The sequence below is a fragment of the Streptomyces sp. NBC_00286 genome (genome assembly GCF_036173125.1).
Classification (GTDB): domain Bacteria; phylum Actinomycetota; class Actinomycetes; order Streptomycetales; family Streptomycetaceae; genus Streptomyces.
Genome location: NZ_CP108054.1, coordinates 3,116,102 through 3,141,953, shown reverse-complemented (window position 1 = coordinate 3,141,953; position 25,852 = coordinate 3,116,102). Strand labels below are relative to the sequence as shown.

The following is a 25,852-nucleotide window of genomic DNA, read 5'->3' as shown; positions in this document are numbered from 1 at the left end:
GAAAGACAAGTCATGAGCCGTTCCGCACATCCCGCCGGGCCCCGTCACGCCGATGTTCTGCCCGAGGGGCACTACACCGCGCCGCCCACCGATCTCAACGCCCTGGATTCGAAGGTCTGGGCGCAGACCGTGACCCGTACGACCGACGGGGTCGTCAGCGTGGGCAGCATCGACGTGAAGAAGCTCGCCGAGGAGTTCGGTACGCCCGCGTACTTCATCGACGAGGCCGACTTCCGTGCGCGGGCGCGCGCCTGGCGCACCGCCTTCGGGGACGACGCCGATGTCTTCTACGCCGGCAAGGCGTTCCTGTCGCGCGCCGTCGTGCGCTGGCTGCACGAGGAGGGGCTCAACCTCGACGTCTGCTCCGCGGGCGAACTCGCCACGGCCCTGTCCGCCGGTATGCCGGCCGAGCGCATCGCCTTCCACGGCAACAACAAGTCCACCGCGGAAATCACCGAGGCCATCAGCAGCGGCGTAGGGCGCATCGTCCTCGACTCCTTCCAGGAGATCGTCCGTGTCGCGCACATCGCCGAATCGCTCGGCAAGCGGCAGCGCGTGCAGATCCGGGTGACGGTCGGCGTCGAGGCGCACACGCACGAGTTCATCGCCACGGCCCACGAGGACCAGAAGTTCGGCATCGGGCTCGCGGACGGGCAGGCCGCCGAGGCCGTACGACGGGCCCTCGCCCTCGACGGGCTCGAACTCATCGGGATTCACAGCCACATCGGCTCGCAGATCTTCGACATGGCCGGTTTCGAGGTCGCCGCGCGCCGGGTGGTCAAGCTGCTCGCCGAGATCCGCGACGAGCACGGCGTCGAGCTGCCCGAGATCGACCTCGGCGGCGGCCTCGGCATCGCCTACACCAGCGAGGACGACCCGAGCGAGCCCCACGAGATCGCCAAGGCGCTGCACGAGATCGTCACGCGCGAGTGCGAGTCCGCGAAGCTCCGCACCCCCCGCATCTCCGTCGAGCCGGGGCGCGCCATCGTCGGCCCGACCGCCTTCACCCTGTACGAGGTCGGCACCATCAAGCCGCTCGACGGACTGCGTACGTACGTCTCCGTGGACGGCGGCATGTCGGACAACATCCGCACCGCGCTGTACGACGCCGAGTACACCGTCTCCCTCGTCTCCCGTGTGAGCGACGCCGAACCCATGCTCGTACGCGTCGTCGGCAAGCACTGCGAGAGCGGCGACATCGTCGTACGCGACGCCTTCCTGCCCGCCGATCTCGCGCCCGGCGACCTCATCGCCGTGCCGGCCACAGGGGCGTACTGCCGCTCCATGGCCAGCAACTACAACCACGCGCTGCGTCCGCCCGTCGTCGCGGTCCGGGACGGCGAGGCCCGGGTGATCGTGCGCCGGGAGACGGAGGAGGACCTGCTGCGCCTCGATGTCGGATGAGCCACTGACGTACGCAGCCGGATGACCCGCTGACGTACGCAGACAACCGGCGGAAGATCTCCTGTGGTCGGCCGCCGGAGAAATGAAATAGACATCTCACGATCCGGACATGGCATAGAAAGTCCCGTCCGGTGAGTGAGACTGGATCCACCGTGACGGTAAGAGGAAACGAGGTCGGATGATGCGTACGCGTCCGCTGAAGGTGGCGCTGCTGGGCTGTGGTGTTGTCGGCTCAGAGGTGGCGCGCATCATGACGACGCACGCCGACGACCTCGCCGCCCGTATCGGAGCCCCCGTCGAGCTGGCGGGCGTCGCCGTCCGGCGGCCCGACAAGGTGCGGGTGGGCATCCCGGCCGAGCTCATCACCACCGACGCCACCGCCCTCGTCAAACGGGGGGACATCGACGTGGTCGTCGAGCTCATCGGCGGTATCGAGCCCGCCCGCTCCCTCATCACCACCGCCTTCGAGCACGGCGCCTCCGTCGTCTCCGCGAACAAGGCGCTGCTCGCCCAGGACGGCGCGGGCCTGCACGCCATCGCCGAGGAGCAGAACAAGGACCTCTATTACGAGGCGGCCGTCGCCGGTGCCATCCCGCTGATCCGGCCGCTGCGCGAGTCCCTCGCCGGCGACAAGGTCAACCGCGTGCTCGGCATCGTCAACGGCACCACCAACTTCATCCTCGACAAGATGGATTCGACGGGCGCCGGCTACCAGGAGGCCCTCGACGAGGCCTCCGCGCTCGGGTACGCGGAAGCCGATCCCACCGCGGACGTCGAAGGCTTCGACGCCGCCGCCAAGGCCGCGATCCTCGCCGGAATCGCCTTCCACACGCGCGTGCGGCTCGACGACGTGTACCGCGAGGGCATGACCGAGGTCACCGCCGCCGACTTCGCCTCCGCGAAGGGGATGGGCTGCACCATCAAGCTGCTCGCCATCTGCGAGCGGGCCGCCGACGGGGAATCCGTCACCGCGCGCGTGCACCCCGCGATGATTCCGCTGGCCCACCCGCTCGCCTCCGTGCGCGGCGCGTACAACGCCGTGTTCGTCGAGTCGGACGCCGCGGGGCAGCTGATGTTCTACGGTCCCGGCGCGGGCGGTGCGCCGACCGCCTCCGCGGTCCTCGGTGACCTCGTGGCCGTCTGCCGCAACCGGATCAACGGCGCCACCGGACCCGGCGCCTCCGCGTACACCCAGCTGCCCGTCTCGCCGATGGGCGAGGTCGTCACGCGATACCACATCAGTCTCGATGTGGCGGACAAACCGGGTGTTCTCGCCCAGGTCGCGACCGTTTTCGCCGAGCACGGCGTTTCGATCGATACGGTTCGCCAGCAGGGCAAGGACGGCGAGGCTTCTCTGGTCGTCGTCACCCACCACGCGTCCGACGCCTCCCTGAACGGGACCGTCGAGGCGCTGCGCAACCTCGACACCGTGCGGGGTGTCGCCAGCATCATGCGGGTTGAAGGAGAGTAACCAGCAATGACCCACCAATGGCGCGGAATCATCGAGGAGTACCGGGACCGGCTGCCGGTATCCGACAGCACACCGGTCGTGACGCTCCGTGAGGGCGGTACGCCGCTCGTGCCCGCGCAGGTGCTCTCCGAGCGCACGGGCTGTGAGGTTCACCTCAAGGTCGAGGGCGCGAACCCCACCGGGTCCTTCAAGGACCGCGGGATGACCATGGCCATCACCCGGGCCAAGGAAGAGGGCGCGAAGGCCGTCATCTGTGCCTCGACGGGGAACACGTCGGCTTCCGCCGCCGCGTATGCCGTACGGGCCGGAATGGTCTCCGCCGTGCTCGTCCCGCAGGGCAAGATCGCGCTCGGCAAGATGGGCCAGGCACTCGTGCACGGCGCGAAGATCCTCCAGGTCGACGGGAACTTCGACGACTGCCTCACGCTCGCGCGCAATCTGTCCGACAACTACCCCGTGGCGCTGGTGAATTCAGTCAACCCGGTGCGTATCGAGGGCCAGAAGACAGCCGCGTTCGAAATCGTGGACATGCTGGGTGACGCACCCGACATTCACGTCCTGCCGGTGGGTAACGCGGGCAATATCACGGCCTATTGGAAGGGCTACACGGAGTACGCGGCCGACGGAGTCGCGCAGCAAACCCCTCGAATGTGGGGTTTCCAGGCCTCCGGTTCCGCTCCGATCGTGCGCGGAGAGGTCGTCAAGGATCCGTCGACCATCGCCACGGCAATCCGTATCGGCAACCCGGCCTCATGGAAGCTCGCGCTGGCCGCGCGGGACGAATCCGGCGGTTTCATCGACGAAGTGACGGACCGTGAGATTCTGCGCGCCTACCGGCTGTTGGCCTCCCAGGAGGGCGTCTTCGTCGAGCCCGCCTCCGCCGCGTCCGTCGCCGGCCTGCTGAAGGCCGCCGAGCAGGGCAAGGTCGACCTGGGCCAGCGCATCGTCTGCACGGTGACCGGAAACGGCCTCAAGGACCCGGACTGGGCCGTCGCGGGCGCCCCGCAGCCCGTCACGGTCCCGGTGGACGCGGCAACGGCGGCGGAGCGCCTGGGCCTCGCGTAAGCGCGGCGCTCGGCTTCGCCGGCCTGCAAATCCTGACAGGGGGTGCACAAGGGGCTTACGACACGCATCGTGCGCCTCCCGTGCGCCCTATGTCGCCACGGAACCTTCCTTCGATAGGCTGTACGTAACCCGCCCGCCGCATATGCCGCGGTGCCGCGCCGTCTCTGCGGCCGCCGGGTCTTCCGTGATCTTCCGTTCGTCTCGCAGGATTTCGACACATCTCGACAATCTCGCAGCTCAAGCTCAAGGAGAGTCATCGAGCGATGGCCGGTCCAGCGTTCCGCGCCGCCGCCGTCCGGGTGCGCGTCCCCGCCACCAGCGCCAACCTCGGCCCGGGCTTCGACGCCCTCGGCCTGTCGCTGGGGCTCTACGACGACGTGGTCGTCCGGGTGGCCGACTCCGGACTGCACATCGACATCGCAGGTGAGGGCAGCGAGACACTCCCGCGTGACGAGACTCACCTTCTTGTACGTTCCCTCCGTACCGCCTTCGATCTGCTGGGCGGACAGCCGCGCGGACTCGAAATCGTCTGCGCGAACCGCATCCCGCACGGCCGTGGCCTCGGCTCCTCGTCCGCCGCGATCTGCGCGGGCATCGTCACCGCGCGCGCCGTGACCATAGGCGGCGATGCGAAGCTCGACGACGAGGCGCTTCTCGAGCTCGCCACCGAGATCGAGGGCCACCCCGACAACGTCGCGGCCTGCCTGCTCGGCGGTTTCACGCTGTCCTGGATGGAGAGCGGCGCTGCGCGCGCCATCAGGATGGATCCCGCCGAATCCATCGTTCCGGTGGTTTTCGTACCCGGAAAGCCCGTCCTCACCGAGACCGCCCGCGGACTGCTGCCGCGCACCGTGCCGCACGTCGACGCCGCCGCCAACGCGGGCCGTGCGGCCCTGCTCGTAGAGGCCCTCACCAGGCGCCCCGAGCTGCTGCTGCCCGCCACCGAGGACCGACTGCACCAGGAGTACCGGGCTCCGGCCATGCCGGAGAGCGCCGCCCTGGTGGAGCGGCTGCGGGCCGACGGAATCCCCGCCGTGATCTCCGGCGCGGGCCCCACCGTGCTCGCACTGGCCGACGAAGCCACCGCCGACAAGGTCTCCCGCCTGGCCGGCGAGGGCTGGGCGGCCAACCGGCTGAGCCTCGATGCCCAGGGAGCGAGCGTGCTGCCGCTTGCCACCTGACACACGGTTGCCGGATTTGGAGAGGGGGAATGTTTGTTGGATCCGGTAGTGTTAATCTCAAGTCTGCACCCGACCCCACCATGGCGAGGTGCTTCGTGTCCCCGTCCGGGACAGACCTCTTTCCGGGAGCCTCCCAAACTGCTTTGTGCAACGCATTGGACGCTATGCGCTGAGCAGTCCTGAGCACGCTCCGGAACCGGCGTGACCGAGCCGGCCGACACCGCACCTCAGTGTCACGGCACCCGGAAACGCCATCACCAGATATGCCCTCCGCCTCTTTGGCGGACCACCGCCCCGGCACGGTCCACATCACAGGACCGAAGCCGGACAGCACAACCGGTCGCCGAGCCAGACAGGCCGACGTCCGCTCCAGGGAAGGACCCTTCGTGAGCGACACCACCGATCTGATGGGCGCACGTGTCGAGGAGACCGCTGCCGCGCCCGCCACGGACGCCTCCGCCGCGCCTGCCACCGGTGCTTCAGGCTCCCGTCGGCGCCGCGGCAGTGGCCTTGAGGGCATGGTGCTGGCCGAGCTGCAGCAGGTCGCATCCGGCCTCGGCATCAGGGGCACCGCGCGTATGCGCAAGAGCCAGCTGATCGAGGTCATCAAGGAGGCGCAGGCAGGAGGGGGCGCCCCGGCGAAGACCGCCGAGGCAGCCACCGAGACCAAGCCGAAGCGCCGGGCCACCTCGAAGGCTCGTACGGGGGACGACTCCGCAGCGCCCGCCGAGAAGAGCGAGAAGAAGGCCGACAGCGCGGGCAAGGCAGACAAGGCCGAGAAGGCTGAAAAGGCCGTGGCCCAGCAGCAGATCGAGATTCCCGGTCAGCCCGCCAGTGACGATGCTCCGGCCGAGCGTCGGCGTCGTCGGGCCACCGCCGATGCGGGCAGCCCCGAGACGGTCACCGCCGAGGCGAAGAGCGAGCCGAAGACCGAGGCTCCCGCTCAGGCCCAGCCCCAGGGCGAGGCCCGGGCCGACTCCGGTGACCAGGGTGGCGAGGGCCGCCAGGGCCGCCAGGGCCGTGACCGGGGCAACCGTGACCGCGACCGGGGCGACCGGGGCGACCGAGGCGGTCGGGACCGGGACCGCGGCCGCGGCAAGGGTGACGACCAGCAGGGCGGCGGCAACCAGCAGCGTGGCCAGCAGCAGGGCGGCGGCCGCCAGGACCGCCAGCAGCGGGCCGACGAGGACGGGGACGACTTCGAGGGCGGCCGTCGCGGCCGTCGCGGTCGTTACCGGGACCGCCGTGGCCGCCGTGGCCGCGACGAGATCGCCGAGCCGCAGGTCGCCGAGGACGATGTCCTGATCCCCGTCGCGGGCATCCTGGACATCCTCGACAACTACGCGTTCATCCGTACGTCCGGCTACCTGCCCGGTCCGAACGACGTGTACGTCTCCCTCGCCCAGGTCCGCAAGAACGGTCTGCGCAAGGGCGACCACGTCACCGGCGCGGTCCGGCAGCCGAAGGAGGGCGAGCGCCGCGAGAAGTTCAACGCGCTGGTCCGGCTCGACTCCGTCAACGGCATGGCGCCCGAACTCGGCCGTGGCCGCCCGGAGTTCAACAAGCTGACGCCGCTCTACCCGCAGGACCGGATCCGTCTGGAGACCGACCCGGCGGTGCTGACGACGCGGATCATCGACCTGGTCGCGCCGATCGGCAAGGGCCAGCGCGGTCTGATCGTGGCCCCGCCGAAGACCGGCAAGACCATGATCCTGCAGGCGATCGCCAACGCGATCACGGTCAACAGCCCCGAGTGCCACCTGATGGTCGTCCTGGTCGACGAGCGTCCGGAAGAGGTCACCGACATGCAGCGGTCGGTCAAGGGCGAGGTCATCTCCTCGACCTTCGACCGCCCGGCCGAGGACCACACCACGGTCGCGGAGCTGGCCATCGAGCGCGCCAAGCGCCTGGTGGAGCTGGGCCACGACGTGGTCGTACTGCTCGACTCGATCACGCGTCTGGGCCGTGCGTACAACCTCGCCGCCCCCGCCTCCGGCCGCATCCTGTCCGGTGGTGTCGACTCGACCGCGCTGTACCCGCCGAAGCGCTTCTTCGGTGCCGCGCGCAACATCGAGGACGGTGGCTCGCTGACCATCCTGGCCACCGCGCTCGTCGAGACCGGCTCGCGGATGGACGAGGTGATCTTCGAGGAGTTCAAGGGCACCGGCAACATGGAGCTCAAGCTCGACCGGAAGCTCTCCGACAAGCGCATCTTCCCGGCGGTGGACGTGGACGCGTCCAGCACCCGTAAGGAAGAAATCCTGCTCGGCAGCGACGAGTTGGGCATCGTCTGGAAGCTGCGCCGGGTGCTGCACGCGCTCGACCAGCAGCAGGCGATCGAGCTGCTCCTGGACAAGATGAAGCAGACGAAGTCGAACGCGGAGTTCCTGCTCCAGATCCAGAAGACGACGCCTATGCCGGGCAACGGCAACGACTGACGCCGGCGTTTTCTGATCGCTCGAGGGGCTGCCCCCGTCACGAACGTGACGGGGGCAGCCCCTTTTTGCGCAGGGCATGAGCAGGTGCTGGCAGGGCTGGCCCTGAAGTCTCCCGGCTGTACGGCCCTGAAGGCTCCCGGCGCGAGACCTTCGCCACACCTGTGAAGATCGCCACCCGCCGTGAACAGGACGCAGACTTGGCCTGAAATCGCAGGTGAGCGGGCGAACTTCGTCCTCGTAGGTCACCGGTTGCTCACATTCGCCCACAGAGTGGTCGCAGTGCGTTGTGCAACCCTTTTTTCGGTTTCAACGTCTGACGTGACGGGTCCTGACATACCAGTCATGACTGACGTGCCATGCCTGACCCTGCACACAGGGGGTAACCGACCGGACGAGGACTGAGGAGCACATGTCTGCCGAGAGCACGCCTGATTCCGGCAACCCGGATGCCTCTGGCCCCGGCGGCCCGCGCCGCCGCGCCAAGGGCCGCCGCCGCAAGCCGCGCAGCACGCGCGGCAAGGCCCTCTTCGTCACGGCCTGGGTCGCGGCGGGCGTCGTGGTCCTCGGCGGTACCGGACTCGGCTACATGTACTTCAGGCTGAACAACAACCTCGACAGCGTCGACATCAACCAAGCCCTCGGCACCGACCGGCCCCTGGACGTCGACAACGGCTCGCAGGACATCCTCGTACTCGGCTCCGACAGCCGCGCCGGCAGCAACAAGAAGCTGGGCGGCGGTGCCGACGACGGTTCTGCCCGTGCGGACACGGCGATGATCGTGCACGTCTACAAGGGCCACAAGAAGGCCAGCGTGGTCTCCATACCCCGCGACACCCTCATAGAGCGGCCCGAGTGCACCGACACCGAGGGCAAGACCCATGAGGGCTCGTCTGGCGCGATGTTCAACTCCGCGTACTCCACCGGCGGCGCCGCCTGCGCGGTGAAGACCGTCGAGTCGATGACCAGCATCCGCATGGACCACTACATGGAGGTCGACTTCAGCGGCTTCCAGAAGCTCATCGACGACCTCGGCGGCGTCAAGGTCACTACGAACAAGGACATCTCGGACCCGGACAGCCACCTGGACCTCAAGGCCGGTACCCATCAGCTCACCGGTGAGCAGGCCCTCGGGCTGGTCCGCACCCGGCACGGCGTCGGTGACGGCTCCGACCTCGGCCGTATCCAGCTCCAGCAGGCGTTCATCAAGGCGCTGGTCGAGCAGGTCAAGGAGATCGGCGTACTGACCAGCCCGAAGAAGCTGTGGGATCTCGCCGACACTGCGACGAACACCGTGACCACCGACTCCGACCTGGAGTCGGTCCAGGACCTGGCGTCGTTCGCCAACGGGCTCAAGGGCATCAGCTCCTCGAACATGACCATGGTGACGATGCCGGTCCAGTACGACCCGGCCGACGGGAATCGGGTCCTCATGCTCAAGTCGAAGGCCGACATGGTCTGGAAGGCCCTGAAGAACGACCGCCCGATCCCGAAGGCGGCGACCGAGGACACGGCAACGGGCACCGCGAAGGGCGTCGTCGGCTAAGGCTGACTTTCCCCCACCCCGCCCCTTCCCGTAACCAGGGGCTCCGCCCCTGCACCCCGCTGAGGGCTACGCCCCCAGACCCCATCGGCCTGAACGGCCTCGTCCTCAATCGCCGGACGGGCTGCTGGATGCCAGCCTGGAATAGAAGCGCCCCGCCCCCTGTTTTGGGGGATGACGCCAGTCGATGGCAGACTGGTACGTCGGCCCCGGTTCACGCTCCGCACCCCGCGGCAGCGACCCGGTGCCCTCCCGAAACTAGGAGACACCTTGAAGCGCGACATCCACCCCGAGTACGTCGAGACGCAGGTCAGCTGCACCTGCGGCGCGTCGTTCACCACCCGCAGCACGATCCAGAGCGGTTCCATCCGCGCTGAGGTCTGCTCCGAGTGCCACCCCTTCTACACGGGCAAGCAGAAGATCCTCGACACCGGTGGCCGTGTGGCCCGCTTCGAGGCCCGCTTCGGCAAGGCTGCCGCTGCCAAGAAGTAGCGACCTCACAGCGCCGGTCCTCGTTGTCCCCGCAAGGGGACTTCGGGACCGGCGCTTTGCATGGTGCAGCCCCTTAAATTCGTACGTCATTGGAGCGGGAGATGTTCGAGGCGGTCGAGGAACTGATCGGCGAGCATGCCGATCTTGAGAAAAGGCTTTCCGACCCGTCGGTGCACGCGGACCAGGCGAACGCGCGCAGGCTCAACAAGCGCTACCACGAGCTGACCCCGATCATCGCGACGTACCGCTCCTGGAAGCAGACCGGCGACGACATCGAGACGGCCCGCGAACTCGGCGCCGACGACCCGGAGTTCGCGGCCGAGGTCAAGGAGCTGGAGAAGCATCGCGAGGAGCTCACCGAGAAGCTGCGGCTGCTGCTCGTCCCGCGCGACCCCAGCGACGACAAGGACGTCATCCTCGAGATCAAGGCCGGCGCCGGCGGCGACGAGTCCGCGCTGTTCGCGGGCGACCTGCTGCGCATGTATCTGCGGTACGCGGAGCGCGTCGGCTGGAAGACCGAGATCATCGACGTCACCGAGTCCGAGCTCGGCGGCTACAAGGACGTCCAGGTCGCGGTGAAGACCAAGGGCGGCCAGGGCGCCACCGAGCCCGGTCAGGGCGTCTGGGCCCGGCTGAAGTACGAGGGCGGGGTGCACCGGGTGCAGCGGGTGCCCGCGACCGAGTCCCAGGGCCGGATCCACACCTCCGCGGCCGGTGTCCTCGTGACCCCCGAGGCCGAGGACATCGACGTCGAGATCAACCCCAACGACCTGCGGATCGACGTCTACCGCTCCTCCGGCCCCGGCGGCCAGTCCGTCAACACCACCGACTCCGCGGTGCGCATCACGCACATTCCCACCGGAGTCGTCGCCTCCTGCCAGAACGAGAAGAGCCAGTTGCAGAACAAGGAGCAGGCGATGCGTATCCTGCGCTCCAGGCTTCTCGCGGCGGCCCAGGAGGAAGCGGAGAAGGAAGCGGCCGACGCCCGGCGCAGCCAGGTCCGTACCGTCGACCGCTCCGAGAAGATCCGAACGTACAACTATCCGGAGAACCGCATCTCGGACCACCGCGTCGGCTTCAAGGCGTACAACTTGGACCAGGTGCTCGACGGCGACCTCGACGCGGTGATCCAGGCCTGCGTGGACGCGGACTCGGCCGCGAAGCTCGCCGCAGCGTAACGGCCGCCCAGCGCCTCGTAGCGACAGAACAACAGCTCAGCCCCGGAGGACCAGCGTGCAGCAACATTTTGGGGGGCGACCCCCGAACCCCCGCAGCGTGCTGCTCGCGGAAGTGGCCCAGGCCACCCAGCGACTCGCCGATGCCGGCGTGCCCTCGCCACGCAATGACGCGGAGGAGCTCGCCGCCTTCGTGCACGGCGTGAAGCGGGGCCAACTGCACTCGGTCAAGGACGCCGACTTCGACGCCCGCTACTGGGAGGTCATCGCCCGCCGCGAGGCCCGCGAGCCGCTCCAGCACATCACCGGGCGGGCCTTCTTCCGGTACACCGAACTCCAGGTGGGGCCAGGGGTGTTCGTGCCCCGCCCGGAGACCGAGTCCGTCGTCGGCTGGGCCATAGACGCCGTACGCGCGATGGACGTCGTCGAACCGCTCATCGTCGACCTGTGCACGGGTTCCGGAGCGATCGCGCTCGCCCTGGCGCAGGAGGTGCCGCGCTCCCGCGTGCACGCCGTGGAGCTGTCCGAGGACGCGCTCCAGTGGGCCCGTAAGAACGTCGAGGGATCCAGGGTCGAATTGCGCCAGGGCGACGCCCTGTACGCCTTCCCCGACCTCGACGGGCAGGTGGACCTCGTCATCTCCAACCCGCCGTACATCCCGCTGACGGAATGGGAGTACGTACAGCCCGAGGCACGGGACTACGATCCTCAACTCGCCCTGTTCTCGGGCGAGGACGGACTCGACCTGATCCGCGGCCTCGAGCGCACCGCCCACCGGCTGCTGCGGCCGGGCGGCGTCGTCGTCATCGAGCACGCCGACACCCAGGGCGGGCAGGTGCCGTGGATCTTCACCGAGGAGCGGGGCTGGGCCGACGCCGCCGACCACCCCGACCTCAACAACCGGCCGCGGTTCGCCACCGCCCGCAGGGCGATGCCGTGAACTCGGCGCGCGGCATTGCGTTCGGCACGCCTTGTTCGAAGACTTCAAGCCAGCAGTACGTGTACGAGGAGGCTCCCTAAATGGCACGGCGATACGACACCAACGACGCGACCGACCGCTCTACGGGGCTGCGCGAGGCCGCGTCCGCCGTACGCCGGGGCGAACTCGTGGTGCTGCCCACGGACACCGTGTACGGCATCGGCGCCGACGCGTTCAGCTCGGAAGGCGTGTCCGATCTGCTGCAGGCCAAGGGCCGTGGGCGCAATATGCCCACGCCTGTTCTCATCGGTTCCCCGAACACGCTGCACGGCCTTGTCACGGACTTCTCCGAGATGGCGTGGGAGCTCGTCGACGCGTTCTGGCCGGGTGCGCTGACCCTGGTCGCCAAGCACCAGCCGTCCCTCCAGTGGGACTTGGGGGACACCCGTGGCACCGTCGCCGTGCGCATGCCGCTGCACCCGGTCGCCATCGAGCTGCTGACCGAGGTCGGTCCCATGGCCGTGTCCTCGGCGAATCTGACCGGCCATCCGGCGCCGGAGGACTGTGACGCCGCCCAGGAGATGCTCGGCGACTCCGTCTCGGTCTACCTGGACGGCGGGCCCACGCCCGGCAACGTGCCCTCCTCGATCGTCGACGTCACGGGCAAGGTGCCGGTTCTGCTGCGTGCGGGTGCGCTGTCCGCCGAGGAGCTGCGCAAGGTGGTACCCGACCTCGAGGTGGCGAATTGACGGCCCCTGACGCGGGGCGTGGCATAGGCAACGGGGACGATACGGGGACCTTCACAGGGCTACCCCGGGACACCTTCCGCATCCTCCACGTCAGCACCGGCAACGTATGCCGCTCGCCGATCACCGAGCGGCTGACCCGCCATGCCCTGGCGGACCGCCTCGGCGACCCTCCCCCTGGCTTCGCCGGGGGGACCCCCAGGGGCGGTCTGATCGTGGAGAGCGCCGGCACCTGGGGGCACGAGGGCGCCCCCATGGAGGCCAACGCGGAAGCGGTCCTCGCCGACTTCGGCGCGGACGCCTCCGGCTTCGTGGGCCGGGAACTCCTGGACGAGCACGTCATCCGAGCGGACCTGGTCCTGACGGCCACCCGCGACCACCGTGCCCAGGTCATCTCCATGGGCCACTCGGCGGGCCTGCGCACCTTCACCCTCAAGGAGTTCACCCGCCTGGTGAAGGCCATAGACCCGGCGACCCTGCCTCCCCTGGAGGACGGTGTGGTCGCTCGCGCAAGGGCCCTGGTCCGCGCCGCGGCGGCTCTACGCGGGTGGCTGCTGGCGCCGACGGTGGAGGCGGACGAGGTGTACGACCCGTATGGGGCGCCGTTGCCGTTTTTCCGCTCGGTGGGGGACGAGATTCAGCAGGCGATCGATCCTGTGGTGACGGCGTTGACGGGAGTGCCGGCCCGCACTTGACCCGGCCGCGGGACCACCTCCGACGGCCGGAGGCAGGCGCAGCGGCGCGAAGCTTGGGAGGCCCGCCAGGGCCGAGCAATGCGAGCGGCGCGTTTGGGATGGTGCCCCGGCGACCCTGCCTCCCTTGGAGGACGGTGTGGTCGCTCGCGCAAGGGCCCTGGTCCGCGCCGCGGCGGCTCTACGCGGGTGGCTGCTGGCGCCGACGGTGGAGGCGGACGAGGTGTACGACCCGTATGGGGCGCCGTTGCCGTTTTTCCGCTCGGTGGGGGACGAGATTCAGCAGGCCATTGATCCTGTGGTGACGGCATTGACGGGTGTGCCGGCTCGCACTTGACCTGGTAGCGGGACGACCTCCGACGGACGGCCCGTCGCGGAGCGACTGATGTCGCAGCGGCGCAGCGGCGCGAAGCTTGGGAGGCCAGCCAGGGCCGAGCAATGCGCGCGGCGCGTGGGGGAGGGGGCTTCAGCAGGCCATCGATCCGGTGGTGACGGCGCTGACGGGTGTGCCGGCCCGCACCTGACCGCTCCTGGGGGTCCCCGGGTCGGGCGTAACAACGGGCACAGCAGGGGACGCGGTTCTACATTGGACTTACTTCCCGCCGATATCAGGCCGCCCCGCAGGGGGTTGCCGGTCCGGAGTCCACCATGGTGGTCGCACACACGCTTGACGGCCTGCTGCCTGCCGATGTGCTCGCTCGGCAGGATCCCGAGCTGGCCGAACTCCTCATCGGGGAACTGGACCGGCAGTCGACGACGCTTCAGCTGATCGCCGCCGAGAACTTCACCTCGCCCGCCGTGCTGGCCGCCCTCGGCTCACCGCTCGCGAACAAGTACGCCGAGGGCTACCCCGGCGCCCGCCACCACGGCGGCTGCGAACTCGTCGACGTAGCCGAACGCCTCGCCGTCGAGCGCGCCAAGACCCTCTTCGGCGCCGAACACGCCAACGTGCAGTCCCACTCCGGGAGTTCGGCCGTACTCGCCGCATACGCCGCCCTGCTGCGCCCCGGCGACACCGTCCTCGCCCTCGGCCTCCCGCACGGCGGCCACCTCACCCACGGCTCGCCCGCCAACTTCTCCGGCCGCTGGTTCGACTTCGTCGGCTACGGAGTCGACCCGGAGAGCGGGCTCATCGACTACGAGCAGGTGCACGCGCTCGCCCGTACCCACCGCCCGAAAGCCATCGTGTGCGGCTCCATCTCCTACCCGCGGCACATCGACTACGCCGCCTTCAGAGCCGTAGCCGACGAGGTGGGCGCCTATCTCATCGCCGACGCCGCCCACCCCATCGGCCTCGTCGCCGGGGGAGCGGCGCCCAGCCCCGTGCCGTACGCCGACGTCGTCTGCGCCACCACGCACAAGGTGCTGCGCGGCCCGCGCGGCGGAATGCTGCTGTGCGGCGCGGAGTTGGCCGAGCGCGTCGACCGGGCGGTGTTCCCGTTCACCCAGGGCGGCGCCCAGATGCACACCATCGCCGCCAAGGCCGTCGCGTTCGGCGAGGCGGCGACGCCGGCCTTCACGGCGTACGCCCATCAGGTGGTCGCCAACGCCCGGGCGCTCGCGGCGGGTCTGACCGCCGAGGGCCTCGCCGTCACCACGGGCGGCACCGACACCCACCTGCTGACCCTCGACCCCGCCCCCCTCGGCGTGGACGGCCGCACCGCCCGCGGCCGGCTGGCCGCCGCCGGTCTGGTCCTCGACACCTGCGCGCTGCCCCACCCGGACGTGCGCGGACTGCGCCTGGGCACGGCCGCCGTGACCACGCAGGGCATGGGCGAGGCCGAGATGGCTCGGATCGCCGTACTGCTCGGGCGGGCGCTGCGCGAGGAACCGGCCGGGCGGCTTGTGCGTGAAGAAGTGCGGGACCTGACCGGAAGATTTCCGCCCTATCCGGACTAGAGGTGGGTAGGCGCAAACCCGCACACAGCATCGCGTGCAACCATCTGCTCTACCCGGAAGCTCCCAACCGTATGCGCCGAAAGCTAGGGTGTGGGGCTGAGATGGCCAGCGAGACCTGTGGGGACTGCCTGTGCGTGAATACCTCCTGACGCTCCTCGTCACGGCCGCGGTGACGTACCTGCTGACCGGGCCGGTGCGGAAGTTCGCGATCGTGGCCGGAGCGATGCCGGAGATCCGGGCACGTGACGTGCACCGGGAACCCACGCCCCGGCTCGGCGGCATCGCGATGTTCTTCGGGCTCTGCGCGGGCCTGCTGGTCGCCGACCATCTGACCAACCTCAGCGAGGTCTACGAGAACTCGAACGAGCCGCGCGCCCTGCTCTCCGGGGCCGCGCTGATCTGGCTGATCGGCGTCCTGGACGACAAGTTCGAGATCGATGCCCTGATCAAGCTCGGCGGCCAGATGATCGCCGCCGGTGTCATGGTGATGCAGGGCCTGACCATCCTCTGGCTGCCGGTGCCGGGCGTCGGCTCGGTCTCGCTGACCCAGTGGCAGGGCACGCTGCTGACCGTCGCACTCGTCGTCATCACCATCAACGCCGTGAACTTCGTCGACGGCCTCGACGGCCTGGCCGCAGGCATGGTGTGCATCGCCTCCGCGGCGTTCTTCATGTACGCCTACCGCATCTGGTACGGATACGGGCTCGAGTCCGCGGCCCCCGCGACCCTGTTCTCCGCGATCCTCATGGGCATGTGCATCGGCTTCTTGCCGCACAACATGCACCCGGCGCGCATCTTCATGGGCGACTCGGGCTCGATGCTCATCGGCCTGGTGCTCGCGGCCGGCGCCATCTCCATCACCGGGCAGGTCGACCCCGACGCGATGAACCTGTTCGCCGGGTCCGAGAGGGAGGCCGTGCACCAGACGGTGCCGGTCTACATCCCGCTGCTGCTGCCGCTGACGATCATCGCCGTACCGGCCGCCGACCTGGTGCTCGCCATCGTGCGGCGGACCTGGCGCGGCCAGTCCCCGTTCGCCGCCGACCGCGGGCATCTGCACCACCGCCTGCTGGAGATCGGGCACTCGCACAGCAGGGCCGTGCTCATCATGTACTTCTGGTCGGCCCTGATCGCCTTCGGCGCCCTCGCGTACTCGGTGAACTCGGCGTCCATGTGGATCGTGCTCGGCGTCGTGTTCCTCAGCGCGATCGGCCTGGTGCTGCTTCTGCTGCCGCGCTTCACGCCGCGTACACCGGCCTGGGCCGAGCGCTTCGTACCGCCGCGCTACCGCCGTCGCGGGCCGGTGGCCGAGGAGACGGCGGAGGCCGTGCAAGGGGCGCCTGCGGTCGCGTACGCGGGTGCCGCCGGCGCCTCGACCGGCAGCGCGCCCAGTGAGGCCGGGGAGGCCGGGGAGGCCGCTGGGACTGGTGAGGAACGGCGCACGCCAGTCACCGCGGGCGTCTCTGGGGTCAACGGAGCGACGGCTCTCGGGCATCGTCCGCATGCCCTTGACGGACGTAAGGCCGGATCGTCTCGCTGACGATTTCGCAAACCGCCCCTATACCAGACAAACTCGGCGGCGTACGTGCACAGACGGGCGGGTTCACTCTCATGTGTGACGCCGAGCACACCAGCCAGGTAAAGACCTCATCAAATAGTTTGTGATACGGTTCACGAGACTCGGGGATGAGCCGAAGGGCCGCAGTGCGACGGCCCATTGGCGTGAGGTTCCCTCCCCACCCGGGACTACGCTCGTCCATGACGACACCCTGCCCCCTTAGTAAGCGGAGCTGCCGCCATGCCGTCCAATGACGCCCGGATTCTCCTTCAGGCCGCCGTGCCCACGGCTGGCGTTGGCGCTATTGCTGCCGTCGTCAGTGGGGTGGTCGTCGGGGGCAAGGGGGCGGTTGGGGCGGTCGTCGCGACGCTGGTCGTGATCCTCTTCATGGGGCTCGGGCTCTACGTTCTGCAGCGCACCGCCAAATCGCTTCCGCATCTTTTCCAGGCCATGGGTCTGATGCTCTACACGGCACAGATTCTGCTGCTGTTCATGTTCGTCGCCGCGTTCAAGGACACGACCCTGTTCCACCCCAAGGCCTTTGCGTTCACGCTGGTCGCCGGCACGCTCGCGTGGATCGGCGCCCAGGCCTGGGCCCAGATGAAGGCCAAGATCCTCTACGTCGAACCCGAGTCCTCGAAGGGCGACAAGCCCGAGAAGACAGGGCACTCGTCGTGAGAGGTAGGGCCGGGATAAGCGCACGTAAGACCTCCTGCTATCGTCCGGTGCCAACTGCGGCATCGCGGGCGCGGGCATCCGAGCTGACGCCTGCTCTAGCGCGAGGCTCAATGCCCCACAGCCGCCCCCACATCCGTAAGACCAGTCCAGTGCCGAACCGCGGCTGCGTGCCGCGCCGACACAACGAGGTTGCCGTACCTATGCGTCACGCCGAAGGAGCCCGTGGTGAGTGCTGAACAGACCCAGCTCGCCTTTGACTGGAGCTGTCGGATCATGTCCGACAACGGCTGCGGCTTCCCGGCTCCGGGCCTGCACTCGTTCCTCTTCAAGCCGATCGCCACGGTCGGGGGGTTCGAGTTCAACAAGGTGATGCTGCTCGCCCTCATCACCACCGGGCTCGTCATCACCTTCTTCTACGCTGCTTTCGGCAATGCCAAGGTGGTCCCAGGCAAGCTGCAGATGGTCGGCGAGGCCGGGTACGACTTCGTGCGCCGCAGCATCGTGTACGAGACCCTCGGCAAGAAGGAGGGCGAGAAGTACGTCCCCTTGATGGTCTCGCTGTTCTTCTTCATCTGGATCATGAACATCTGGTCCGTGATCCCGCTGGCCCAGTTCCCGGTCTCGTCGATCATCTCGTTCCCGTTCGTGCTGGCCGGCATCGTCTGGATCGTCTGGGTCTCGCTGACCTTCAAGCGGCACGGCTTCGTCGGCTTCTTCAAGAACGTCACCGGCTACGACAAGTCGCTGGGCGCCGTCCTGCCGCTCGTGATGTTCATCGAGTTCTTCTCGAACCTGCTGGTCCGCCCCTTCACGCACGCGGTGCGACTGTTCGCCAACATGTTCGCCGGCCACCTGATGCTGGTCATGTTCACCGTGGCCTCGTGGTACCTGCTGAACAGCTGGTTGATTCCGGCGGCCGGTGTCTCCTTCGTGATGACCATCGCCATGATCGGTTTCGAGCTTTTCGTGCAGGCCGTCCAGGCGTACGTCTTCGTACTCCTCGCCTGCACGTACATCCAGGGCGCTATCGCCGAGCACCACTGAGCCCCGCCCGCCCCGCAAGTCCCAAGAACGTCCGGTGGCCAACCCCCGCCGGTTCATGAAAGAGAAGGAAGAATCAGCATGGCTGCCATGGAGACCCTCGCCGCCCTTGAAGGCAACATCGGTGCCGTCGGCTACGGCCTTGCCGCCATCGGCCCCGGCGTCGGCGTCGGCATCATCTTCGGTAACGGCACCCAGGCCCTCGCCCGCCAGCCCGAGGCGGCCGGCCTGATCCGTGCCAACCAGATCCTCGGTTTCGCGTTCTGTGAGGCGCTCGCCCTCATCGGCATCGTCATGCCGTTCGTCTACTAGGCCGACGCTCTGACGATCGAAACCTTTCAAGGAAAGGCACTGATGTGATCGCCAACCTGGTACAGCTGGCGACCGAGGATAAGCAGAACCCGCTTATGCCTCCCGGTCCCGAGCTGCTCGTCGGCACCATCGCCTTCGCCATCGTGTTCTTCTTCTTCTGGAAGAAGCTCCTCCCGAACATCAACAAGGTTCTGGAAGAGCGCCGCGCGGCGATCGAAGGCGGCATCGAAGAGGCCGACGCCATGAAGACCGAGGCCCAGAGCGTGCTGGAGCAGTACAAGGCTCAGCTCGCCGAGGCCCGGCACGAGGCCGCGCGGCTGCGCCAGGAGGCGCAGGAGCAGGGCGCCACGCTCATCGCCGAGATGCGCGCGGAAGGCCAGCGGCAGCGTGAGGAAATCATCGCCGCCGGTCACACCCAGATCGAGGCCGACCGCAAGGCTGCTGCCTCCGCGCTGCGTCAGGACGTGGGCAAGCTCGCCACCGACCTGGCCGGCAAGCTCGTGGGCGAGTCCCTCGAGGACCACGCCCGGCAGAGCCGCACCATCGACCGCTTCCTCGACGAGCTCGAGGAGAAGGCCGAGGCGGCTCGATGACAGCGCACGGAGCGAGCCGCGAGGCGACCGCTGCCGCACGTGAGCGTCTCGACGCGCTGACGGACAACACGTCCGTGGACGCGCTCGCGCTCGCCGACGAGCTGGCCGCCGTCACCGCGCTGCTCGACCGCGAGATCAGCCTGCGTCGGGTCCTCACCGACCCGGCGCAGCCCGGCGAGGCGAAGGCCGAGCTGGCCGGACGGCTGTTCGGCGGCCAGGTCGGCGGGACCACCGTCGACCTGGTGTCCGGCATGGTGCGCTCCCGCTGGTCGCAGCCGCGCAACCTGGTGGACGCGATCGAGGAACTGGCCAACACGGCCGACCTCACCGCGGCCCAGCGGGCGGGCACACTCGACGAGGTGGAGGACGAGCTGTTCCGGTTCGGCCGGATCGTCTCCTCCAACACCGAGCTGCGTGCCGCGCTGACGAACCGCGCCGCCGGCACCGCCGCCAAGACCGAGCTGCTGCGCAGCCTGCTCGGCGGCCGGGCCAAGGCCGGGACCGAGCGGTTGGTCACGCGCCTTGTGACCGCGCCGCGGGGACGTAGCCTGGAGGCGGGACTCGAGTCCCTGTCCAAGCTCGCTGCCGAGCGCCGAGACCGCATGGTCGCCATCGTCACCTCGGCGGTCCCGCTGAGCGATCCGCAGAAGCGGCGCCTGGGTGCCGCCCTCGCGAAGCTCTACGGGCGTCCGATGCACCTCAACCTCGACGTCGACCCCGAGGTCGTCGGAGGGATCCGGGTGCAGGTGGGCGACGAGGTCATCAACGGCTCCATCGCGGACCGGCTCGAGGACGCCACTCGCCGCATGGCGGGCTGACAGCAACTCAATACACGTACCAATACACGCACGTACGAAGACAGGCAGTACTACGGCCCTGGTTGGGCCGTGCAGAGGATTCCTGGGGGTCGCCCCCAGACCCCCAAGTTGAAACTTCGGGCCCAACAAGGAGAGCAGGGAACCCAGATGGCGGAGCTCACGATCCGGCCGGAGGAGATCCGGGACGCGCTGGAGAACTTTGTCCAGGCGTACAAGCCGGACGCGGCCTCGCGCGAGGAGGTCGGTACGGTCACCCTTGCCGGCGACGGCATCGCGAAGGTCGAGGGCCTGCCCTCGGCCATGGCCAACGAACTGCTGAAGTTCGAGGACGGCACCCTCGGCCTCGCGCTCAACCTCGAAGAGCGCGAGATCGGCTGCGTTGTCCTCGGTGAGTTCAACGGCATCGAGGAGGGCCAGCCGGTCAGCCGTACCGGCGAGGTCCTGTCGGTCGCCGTGGGCGAGGGCTACCTCGGCCGCGTCGTCGACCCGCTCGGCGCCCCGATCGACGGCCTCGGCGAGATCGAGACGTCAGGCCGCCGCGCCCTGGAGCTGCAGGCCCCGGGCGTCATGGTCCGTAAGTCGGTGCACGAGCCGATGGAGACCGGCTACAAGGCCGTCGACACGATGACCCCGATCGGCCGTGGCCAGCGTCAGCTGATCATCGGTGACCGGCAGACCGGCAAGACCGCGCTGGCCGTCGACACGATCATCAACCAGCGCGACAACTGGCGCACGGGCGACCCGAAGAAGCAGGTCCGCTGCATCTACGTCGCCATCGGTCAGAAGGGCTCGACCATCGCCTCCGTGCGTGGTGCCCTCGAAGAGGCCGGCGCCCTGGAGTACACGACCATCGTCGCCGCCCCGGCGTCCGACCCGGCCGGCTTCAAGTACCTGGCGCCGTACACCGGTTCGGCCATCGGCCAGCAGTGGATGTACGAGGGCAAGCACGTCCTCATCGTCTTCGACGACCTCTCGAAGCAGGCCGACGCCTACCGCGCCGTGTCCCTGCTGCTGCGCCGTCCGCCGGGGCGCGAGGCCTACCCCGGTGACGTCTTCTACCTGCACTCCCGTCTGCTGGAGCGCTGCGCGAAGCTCTCCGACGACATGGGCTCGGGCTCGATGACCGGTCTGCCGATCGTCGAGACGAAGGCCAACGACGTCTCGGCGTTCATCCCGACCAACGTCATCTCCATCACCGACGGCCAGTGCTTCCTGGAGTCGGACCTGTTCAACGCCGGTCAGCGCCCCGCGCTGAACGTCGGTATCTCCGTCTCCCGAGTCGGTGGCTCCGCCCAGCACAAGGCGATCCGCCAGGTCTCCGGGCGGCTCCGCGTCGACCTCGCCCAGTTCCGTGAGCTGGAGGCCTTCGCAGCCTTCGGTTCCGACCTGGACTCCGCGTCGAAGGCGCAGCTGGAGCGCGGTCAGCGCATGGTCGAGCTGCTCAAGCAGCCGCAGTACCAGCCGATGGCCACCGAGGACCAGGTCGTCTCCATCTGGGCCGGCACCACCGGCAGGATGGACGAGGTGCCGGTCGCCGACATCCGCCGCTTCGAGAAGGAGCTGCTCGAGTACCTGCACCGCAAGGAGCAGGGCCTGCTGACCTCCATCAAGGAGGGCGGCAAGATGTCGGACGACACGATCACGGCCATGAGTGACGCCGTCGCGGAGTTCAAGAAGCAGTTCGAGACCTCGGACGGCAAGCTGCTCGGCGAGGACACCCCTGCCGCTGCGGGCAAGTGACGACGGAAGGGACCTGACTCATGGGAGCCCAGCTCCGGGTCTACAAGCGTCGCATCAAATCCGTCACCGCGACCAAGAAGATCACCAAGGCGATGGAGATGATCGCCGCCTCGCGCGTCGTCAAGGCGCAGCGCAAGGTGGCGGCCTCCACGCCGTACGCGACCGAGCTCACGCGCGCGGTCACGGCGGTCGGCACGGGTTCTAACACCAAGCACCCGCTGACCACGGAGGCGGAGACGGCGACCCGCGCCGCGGTGCTGCTCCTCACGAGCGACCGCGGGCTGGCCGGCGCCTTCAACTCCAACGCCATCAAGGCGGCGGAGCAGCTGACCGCCCGTCTCGAGCGCGAGGGCAAGGAAGTCGACGTGTACATCGTCGGCCGCCGCGGTGTCGCCCACTACAACTTCCGTGAGCGCAAGATCTCGGAGCAGTGGACCGGCTTCACCGACGCGCCCTCGTACGGGGACGCGAAGGAGATCGCGGCCCCGCTGATCGAGGCCATCGAGAAGGAGACGGCGGACGGCGGCGTGGACGAACTCCACATCGTCTACACCGAGTTCGTCTCGATGATGACGCAGACGGCGGTCGACAGCCGCCTGCTGCCGCTCAGCCTGAAGGAAGTGGCGGAGGAGACCCACACCAAGGGCGAGATCCTTCCGCTGTACGACTTCGAGCCGTCGGCGGAGGACGTCCTCGACGCCCTGCTGCCGCGCTACGTCGAGAGCCGTATCTACAACGCGCTGCTCCAGTCGGCTGCCTCCAAGCACGCCGCCACGCGCCGCGCGATGAAGTCGGCGACCGACAACGCCGGGGATCTCATCGAGAACCTCACCCGGCTTGCCAACGCGGCCCGCCAGGCCGACATCACCCAGGAAATCAGCGAGATCGTCGGTGGCGCGAGCGCCCTGGCCGACGCGACCGCGGGGAGTGACAAGTAATGACGACGACAGTTGAGACGGCCGTTGCCACGGGCCGCGTCGCCCGGGTGATCGGCCCGGTCGTCGACGTGGAGTTCCCCGTCGACGCCATGCCGGAGATCTACAACGCCCTTCACGTCGAGGTGGCCGACCCGGCCAAGGCCGGCGAGAAGAAGATCCTGACCCTTGAGGTCGCCCAGCACCTGGGTGACGGACTGGTCCGTACGATCTCCATGCAGCCCACCGACGGTCTGGTCCGCCAGGCCTCGGTCACCGACACCGGCACGGGTATCACCGTTCCGGTCGGTGACTTCACCAAGGGCAAGGTTTTCAACACCCTCGGTGAGGTGCTGAACTCCGACGAGCAGTTCGAGGGCGAGCGCTGGCCGATCCACCGCAAGGCCCCGGCCTTCGACCAGCTCGAGTCGAAGACCGAGATGTTCGAGACGGGCCTGAAGGTCGTCGACCTTCTCACCCCGTACGTACGAGGCGGCAAGATCGGTCTGTTCGGTGGTGCCGGTGTCGGCAAGACCGTGCTGATCCAGGAAATGATCATGCGTGTGGCCAAGCTGCACGAGGGCGTTTCCGTGTTCGCCGGCGTCGGTGAGCGCACCCGTGAGGGCAACGACCTCATCGACGAGATGACCGAGTCCGGCGTACTGGACAAGACCGCGCTGGTCTTCGGCCAGATGGACGAGCCCCCGGGCACCCGGCTCCGCGTGGCCCTGGCCGGTCTGACCATGGCGGAGTACTTCCGCGATGTGCAGAAGCAGGACGTGCTGTTCTTCATCGACAACATCTTCCGCTTCACCCAGGCCGGTTCCGAGGTGTCGACCCTGCTCGGCCGCATGCCGTCCGCGGTGGGCTACCAGCCCAACCTCGCGGACGAGATGGGTCAGCTCCAGGAGCGCATCACCTCGACCCGTGGTCACTCGATCACCTCGATGCAGGCGATCTACGTCCCCGCGGACGACCTGACCGACCCGGCCCCGGCCACCACCTTCGCCCACCTCGACGCGACGACGGTGCTCTCCCGTCCGATCTCGGAGAAGGGCATCTACCCGGCCGTGGACCCGCTGGACTCCACGTCCCGCATCCTGGACCCGCGTTACATCTCGCAGGAGCACTACGACTGCGCCATGCGCGTCAAGACGATCCTGCAGAAGAACAAGGACCTCCAGGACATCATCGCGATCCTCGGTATCGACGAGCTCGGCGAGGAGGACAAGCTCGTCGTCCACCGTGCCCGTCGCGTCGAGCGCTTCCTGTCGCAGAACACCCACGCCGCCAAGCAGTTCACCGGCCTGGACGGTTCGGACGTGCCGCTCGACGAGTCCATCACCGCGTTCAACGCGATCTGCGACGGCGACTACGACCACTTCCCGGAGCAGGCGTTCTTCATGTGCGGTGGCCTGGAGGACCTCAAGGCGAAGGCCAAGGAGCTCGGCGTCTCCTGAACCTGGTGTTCTCGGTGAGGGGGCGGGCGCGTCCCGCCCCCTCACTCACGCCGCTGCGTCATTGCGGGGGGCGACCCCCGCACCCCCAGCCGAGAGGCGGGGTGGGCCCGAGCACTTCGGCGCTCGGAGCCCTACTAGACTTATGAGCCAACACCCGGTACCAAGCACCGGGTGGTGACCCGAGGAGCCCACCTTGGCTGCTGAGCTGCATGTCGAGCTCGTCGCCGCGGACCGCAGTGTCTGGTCCGGCGAGGCCACCCTGGTCGTCGCGCGCACCACGTCCGGCGACATCGGCGTCATGCCCGGTCACCAGCCGCTGCTCGGTGTGCTGGAGTCGGGCCCGGTGACCATCCGTACGAGTGAAGGTGGAACGGTCGTCGCTGCGGTGCACGGCGGTTTCATCTCGTACGCGGACAACAAGCTGTCGCTGCTGGCCGAGATCGCCGAGTTGTCGGACGAGATCGATGTCCAGCGTGCGGAGCGGGCGCTCGAGCGCGCGAAGTCGGACGCGGACGCGTCCGCCGAGCGTCGCGCGGACGTCCGACTGCGAGCGGTGGCGGCACGCTGAAACCAGCGCGCCACAGGACTTGACTCAGCCGCGGCCAGGACCGGAGCCTTCTCCGGACCGGGCCGCGGCTGCGGCAATGCGGGTGCTTTTTCCCTTTCCGTTACCTAGGAGACGAGGAGGTCGGTGTCGATGGTCCTCGCTCTGACTGTGTGCGGCTTGGTGGTCCTGCTGGCGGCGGCCGGACTCTTCGTCTTCGGTGTGCGCCGCAGACTGATCCAGCGCTCCGGCGGCACCTTCGACTGCAGCCTCCGCTGGAACACCCCCGAGAAGAGCGACACCAGCGGCAAAGGCTGGGGCTATGGAATCGCCCGCTACAACGGCGACCGCATCGAATGGTTCCGCGTCTTCTCGTACGCTCCTCGCCCGCGCCGCATCCTGGAACGCTCGGCCATCGAGGTGGCCGGCCGCCGCGCCCCCGAGGGCGAGGAGGAGCTGGCGCTGCTCTCCGACGCGATCGTGCTCGCTTGTCTCCACCGGGGTACGCGCCTCGAACTGGCGATGAGCGAGGACGCGCTGACCGGCTTTCTCGCGTGGCTGGAGGCGGCTCCACCGGGGCAACGAGTCAATGTGGCTTAGAAGATCGGCAGCGCAATCGTGGGTGAGAACCTCGCCACGTTTGCAGTTTTGCGTCAGTGAGAGTTGCTTGGCATGTCGGAGTGTGAGGCGAGGGGCGGGCTGGTGTGACCCGGCCGCCGAATCAGCCGGCGCCGCGCACGGCGCCGGCTGATCGGGATCCAGTTTCTGCACCGGGGGTGCCCATCGCGGTATGTCGGCGCTGTAACCCGTGCTTCTGCAGAAAAGCCGCAGGTGGTCCGACTGCCGCATCCCCCGGTGAGAATGGGCGGCCCACCGGCCAGATCCATTCCAGAATCCACGCTCGCCCCGGTAGTCGTGGGGGGTTGTTGAATATGTCACTCGAATGGTCCAGCGCTCTCGCGGCTTCCTGTCGCTGAGGCGTACCGGCTCCCCCCAGTACGAACCCCTCCCACTGTGTGCCGGTGCGAAGGGTCAAGTAGTCGCTGCGGCAGGCGAGTTGGCGTTCCGTGGAGGCTTTGGCGACGCGGCAGTCGACGAACCACCTGCTCGTCGCGTTGCTGGGTCACATCGGCGTACTCCTTCACCCGTCCAGATCTCACTGGGTGCCAACG

The 25,852-nt window shown here is 68.5% G+C and carries 23 protein-coding genes and 1 pseudogene; all 24 read left to right on the top strand.

What is annotated here, in order from left to right; all coding sequences use genetic code 11:
- Positions 1-12: 12 nt before the first annotated feature.
- The 24 genes and pseudogenes from lysA (at position 13) to OHT21_RS13895 (ending at position 25,280) form a co-directional block, all read left to right on the top strand.
- A complete protein-coding gene (gene lysA, locus OHT21_RS14010; RefSeq protein ID WP_328768611.1) occupies positions 13-1,404 on the top strand; it encodes a diaminopimelate decarboxylase in 1,392 nt (463 codons plus the stop codon).
- Positions 1,405-1,582: 178 nt separating this feature from the next.
- Positions 1,583-2,875: a homoserine dehydrogenase gene (locus OHT21_RS14005; RefSeq protein WP_328768610.1), complete on the top strand. Its 1,293-nt coding sequence runs from the start codon at positions 1,583-1,585 to the stop codon at positions 2,873-2,875.
- A gap of 6 nt (positions 2,876-2,881) precedes the next feature.
- Positions 2,882-3,940, top strand: coding sequence for a threonine synthase (gene thrC, locus OHT21_RS14000; RefSeq protein ID WP_328768609.1), 1,059 nt, complete (start codon positions 2,882-2,884; stop codon positions 3,938-3,940).
- 263 nt (positions 3,941-4,203) lie between these two features.
- A complete protein-coding gene (thrB, locus tag OHT21_RS13995) occupies positions 4,204-5,121 on the top strand; it encodes a homoserine kinase (RefSeq protein WP_328768607.1) in 918 nt (305 codons plus the stop codon).
- A 386-nt stretch (positions 5,122-5,507) separates the two neighbouring features.
- Positions 5,508-7,559: a transcription termination factor Rho gene (gene rho, locus OHT21_RS13990; protein WP_328768606.1), complete on the top strand. Its 2,052-nt coding sequence runs from the start codon at positions 5,508-5,510 to the stop codon at positions 7,557-7,559.
- A 409-nt stretch (positions 7,560-7,968) separates the two neighbouring features.
- Complete coding sequence (locus OHT21_RS13985; protein ID WP_328768605.1) at positions 7,969-9,102, top strand: LCP family protein; 1,134 nt, start codon at positions 7,969-7,971, stop codon at positions 9,100-9,102.
- Between the two features lie 267 nt (positions 9,103-9,369).
- Complete coding sequence (gene rpmE, locus OHT21_RS13980; RefSeq protein WP_151478101.1) at positions 9,370-9,591, top strand: 50S ribosomal protein L31; 222 nt, start codon at positions 9,370-9,372, stop codon at positions 9,589-9,591.
- Positions 9,592-9,692: 101 nt separating this feature from the next.
- A complete protein-coding gene (gene prfA / locus OHT21_RS13975) occupies positions 9,693-10,769 on the top strand; it encodes a peptide chain release factor 1 (RefSeq protein WP_328768603.1) in 1,077 nt (358 codons plus the stop codon).
- 97 nt (positions 10,770-10,866) lie between these two features.
- Positions 10,867-11,706: a peptide chain release factor N(5)-glutamine methyltransferase gene (prmC, locus tag OHT21_RS13970; RefSeq protein WP_328768602.1), complete on the top strand. Its 840-nt coding sequence runs from the start codon at positions 10,867-10,869 to the stop codon at positions 11,704-11,706.
- Positions 11,707-11,786: 80 nt separating this feature from the next.
- Positions 11,787-12,434, top strand: a complete 648-nt coding sequence (locus OHT21_RS13965; RefSeq protein WP_328768601.1) for an L-threonylcarbamoyladenylate synthase — start codon at positions 11,787-11,789, stop codon at positions 12,432-12,434.
- Positions 12,431-13,126 (top strand): arsenate reductase/protein-tyrosine-phosphatase family protein, encoded by a 696-nt coding sequence (locus tag OHT21_RS13960; RefSeq protein WP_328768600.1) that lies wholly within the window; start codon positions 12,431-12,433, stop codon positions 13,124-13,126. The genes OHT21_RS13965 and OHT21_RS13960 overlap by 4 nt, the downstream gene beginning before the upstream one ends.
- 106 nt (positions 13,127-13,232) lie before the next feature.
- Positions 13,233-13,460: pseudogene (locus OHT21_RS13955) on the top strand (protein-tyrosine-phosphatase); the annotation flags it as partial.
- A 311-nt stretch (positions 13,461-13,771) separates the two neighbouring features.
- Positions 13,772-15,022: a serine hydroxymethyltransferase gene (glyA, locus tag OHT21_RS13950; protein ID WP_328768599.1), complete on the top strand. Its 1,251-nt coding sequence runs from the start codon at positions 13,772-13,774 to the stop codon at positions 15,020-15,022.
- A 130-nt stretch (positions 15,023-15,152) separates the two neighbouring features.
- A complete protein-coding gene (locus OHT21_RS13945; protein ID WP_328768598.1) occupies positions 15,153-16,562 on the top strand; it encodes an MraY family glycosyltransferase in 1,410 nt (469 codons plus the stop codon).
- 258 nt (positions 16,563-16,820) lie between these two features.
- A complete protein-coding gene (locus OHT21_RS13940; RefSeq protein WP_328768597.1) occupies positions 16,821-17,258 on the top strand; it encodes a hypothetical protein in 438 nt (145 codons plus the stop codon).
- A gap of 273 nt (positions 17,259-17,531) precedes the next feature.
- On the top strand, positions 17,532-18,302 hold the full coding sequence (gene atpB, locus OHT21_RS13935; RefSeq protein WP_328774077.1) for a F0F1 ATP synthase subunit A: 771 nt from the start codon (positions 17,532-17,534) through the stop codon (positions 18,300-18,302).
- Positions 18,303-18,380: 78 nt separating this feature from the next.
- A complete protein-coding gene (gene atpE / locus OHT21_RS13930) occupies positions 18,381-18,611 on the top strand; it encodes an ATP synthase F0 subunit C (RefSeq protein WP_165265056.1) in 231 nt (76 codons plus the stop codon).
- Between the two features lie 44 nt (positions 18,612-18,655).
- A complete protein-coding gene (locus tag OHT21_RS13925; protein ID WP_328768595.1) occupies positions 18,656-19,204 on the top strand; it encodes a F0F1 ATP synthase subunit B in 549 nt (182 codons plus the stop codon).
- Positions 19,201-20,022 (top strand): F0F1 ATP synthase subunit delta, encoded by an 822-nt coding sequence (locus OHT21_RS13920; protein ID WP_033323861.1) that lies wholly within the window; start codon positions 19,201-19,203, stop codon positions 20,020-20,022. The genes OHT21_RS13925 and OHT21_RS13920 overlap by 4 nt, the downstream gene beginning before the upstream one ends.
- A gap of 147 nt (positions 20,023-20,169) precedes the next feature.
- Positions 20,170-21,762 carry a F0F1 ATP synthase subunit alpha gene (gene atpA / locus OHT21_RS13915; RefSeq protein ID WP_328768594.1) on the top strand — a complete coding sequence of 531 codons (1,593 nt, stop codon included), beginning with the start codon at positions 20,170-20,172 and terminating at the stop codon, positions 21,760-21,762.
- A gap of 20 nt (positions 21,763-21,782) precedes the next feature.
- A complete protein-coding gene (locus tag OHT21_RS13910) occupies positions 21,783-22,700 on the top strand; it encodes a F0F1 ATP synthase subunit gamma (protein ID WP_328768593.1) in 918 nt (305 codons plus the stop codon).
- Entirely contained in the window at positions 22,700-24,136 is a 1,437-nt protein-coding gene (gene atpD / locus OHT21_RS13905; protein ID WP_328768592.1) for a F0F1 ATP synthase subunit beta, read from the top strand. The genes OHT21_RS13910 and atpD overlap by 1 nt, the downstream gene beginning before the upstream one ends.
- A gap of 193 nt (positions 24,137-24,329) precedes the next feature.
- Positions 24,330-24,704 (top strand): F0F1 ATP synthase subunit epsilon, encoded by a 375-nt coding sequence (locus tag OHT21_RS13900; protein ID WP_328768591.1) that lies wholly within the window; start codon positions 24,330-24,332, stop codon positions 24,702-24,704.
- 129 nt (positions 24,705-24,833) lie between these two features.
- Positions 24,834-25,280 carry a DUF2550 domain-containing protein gene (locus OHT21_RS13895; RefSeq protein WP_328768590.1) on the top strand — a complete coding sequence of 149 codons (447 nt, stop codon included), beginning with the start codon at positions 24,834-24,836 and terminating at the stop codon, positions 25,278-25,280.
- The last annotated feature ends 572 nt before the right edge of the window (positions 25,281-25,852 follow it).

Coding starts and splice junctions, on each gene's coding strand:
- lysA (WP_328768611.1), top strand. CDS start 13: ATGAGCCGTTCCGCACATCCCGCCGGGCCCCGTCACGCCGATGTTCTG.
- OHT21_RS14005 (WP_328768610.1), top strand. CDS start 1,583: ATGATGCGTACGCGTCCGCTGAAGGTGGCGCTGCTGGGCTGTGGTGTT.
- thrC (WP_328768609.1), top strand. CDS start 2,882: ATGACCCACCAATGGCGCGGAATCATCGAGGAGTACCGGGACCGGCTG.
- thrB (WP_328768607.1), top strand. CDS start 4,204: ATGGCCGGTCCAGCGTTCCGCGCCGCCGCCGTCCGGGTGCGCGTCCCC.
- OHT21_RS13985 (WP_328768605.1), top strand. CDS start 7,969: ATGTCTGCCGAGAGCACGCCTGATTCCGGCAACCCGGATGCCTCTGGC.
- prfA (WP_328768603.1), top strand. CDS start 9,693: ATGTTCGAGGCGGTCGAGGAACTGATCGGCGAGCATGCCGATCTTGAG.
- OHT21_RS13965 (WP_328768601.1), top strand. CDS start 11,787: ATGGCACGGCGATACGACACCAACGACGCGACCGACCGCTCTACGGGG.
- glyA (WP_328768599.1), top strand. CDS start 13,772: ATGGTGGTCGCACACACGCTTGACGGCCTGCTGCCTGCCGATGTGCTC.
- OHT21_RS13940 (WP_328768597.1), top strand. CDS start 16,821: ATGCCGTCCAATGACGCCCGGATTCTCCTTCAGGCCGCCGTGCCCACG.
- atpB (WP_328774077.1), top strand. CDS start 17,532: ATGTCCGACAACGGCTGCGGCTTCCCGGCTCCGGGCCTGCACTCGTTC.
- atpE (WP_165265056.1), top strand. CDS start 18,381: ATGGCTGCCATGGAGACCCTCGCCGCCCTTGAAGGCAACATCGGTGCC.
- OHT21_RS13920 (WP_033323861.1), top strand. CDS start 19,201: ATGACAGCGCACGGAGCGAGCCGCGAGGCGACCGCTGCCGCACGTGAG.
- atpA (WP_328768594.1), top strand. CDS start 20,170: ATGGCGGAGCTCACGATCCGGCCGGAGGAGATCCGGGACGCGCTGGAG.
- OHT21_RS13910 (WP_328768593.1), top strand. CDS start 21,783: ATGGGAGCCCAGCTCCGGGTCTACAAGCGTCGCATCAAATCCGTCACC.
- atpD (WP_328768592.1), top strand. CDS start 22,700: ATGACGACGACAGTTGAGACGGCCGTTGCCACGGGCCGCGTCGCCCGG.
- OHT21_RS13895 (WP_328768590.1), top strand. CDS start 24,834: ATGGTCCTCGCTCTGACTGTGTGCGGCTTGGTGGTCCTGCTGGCGGCG.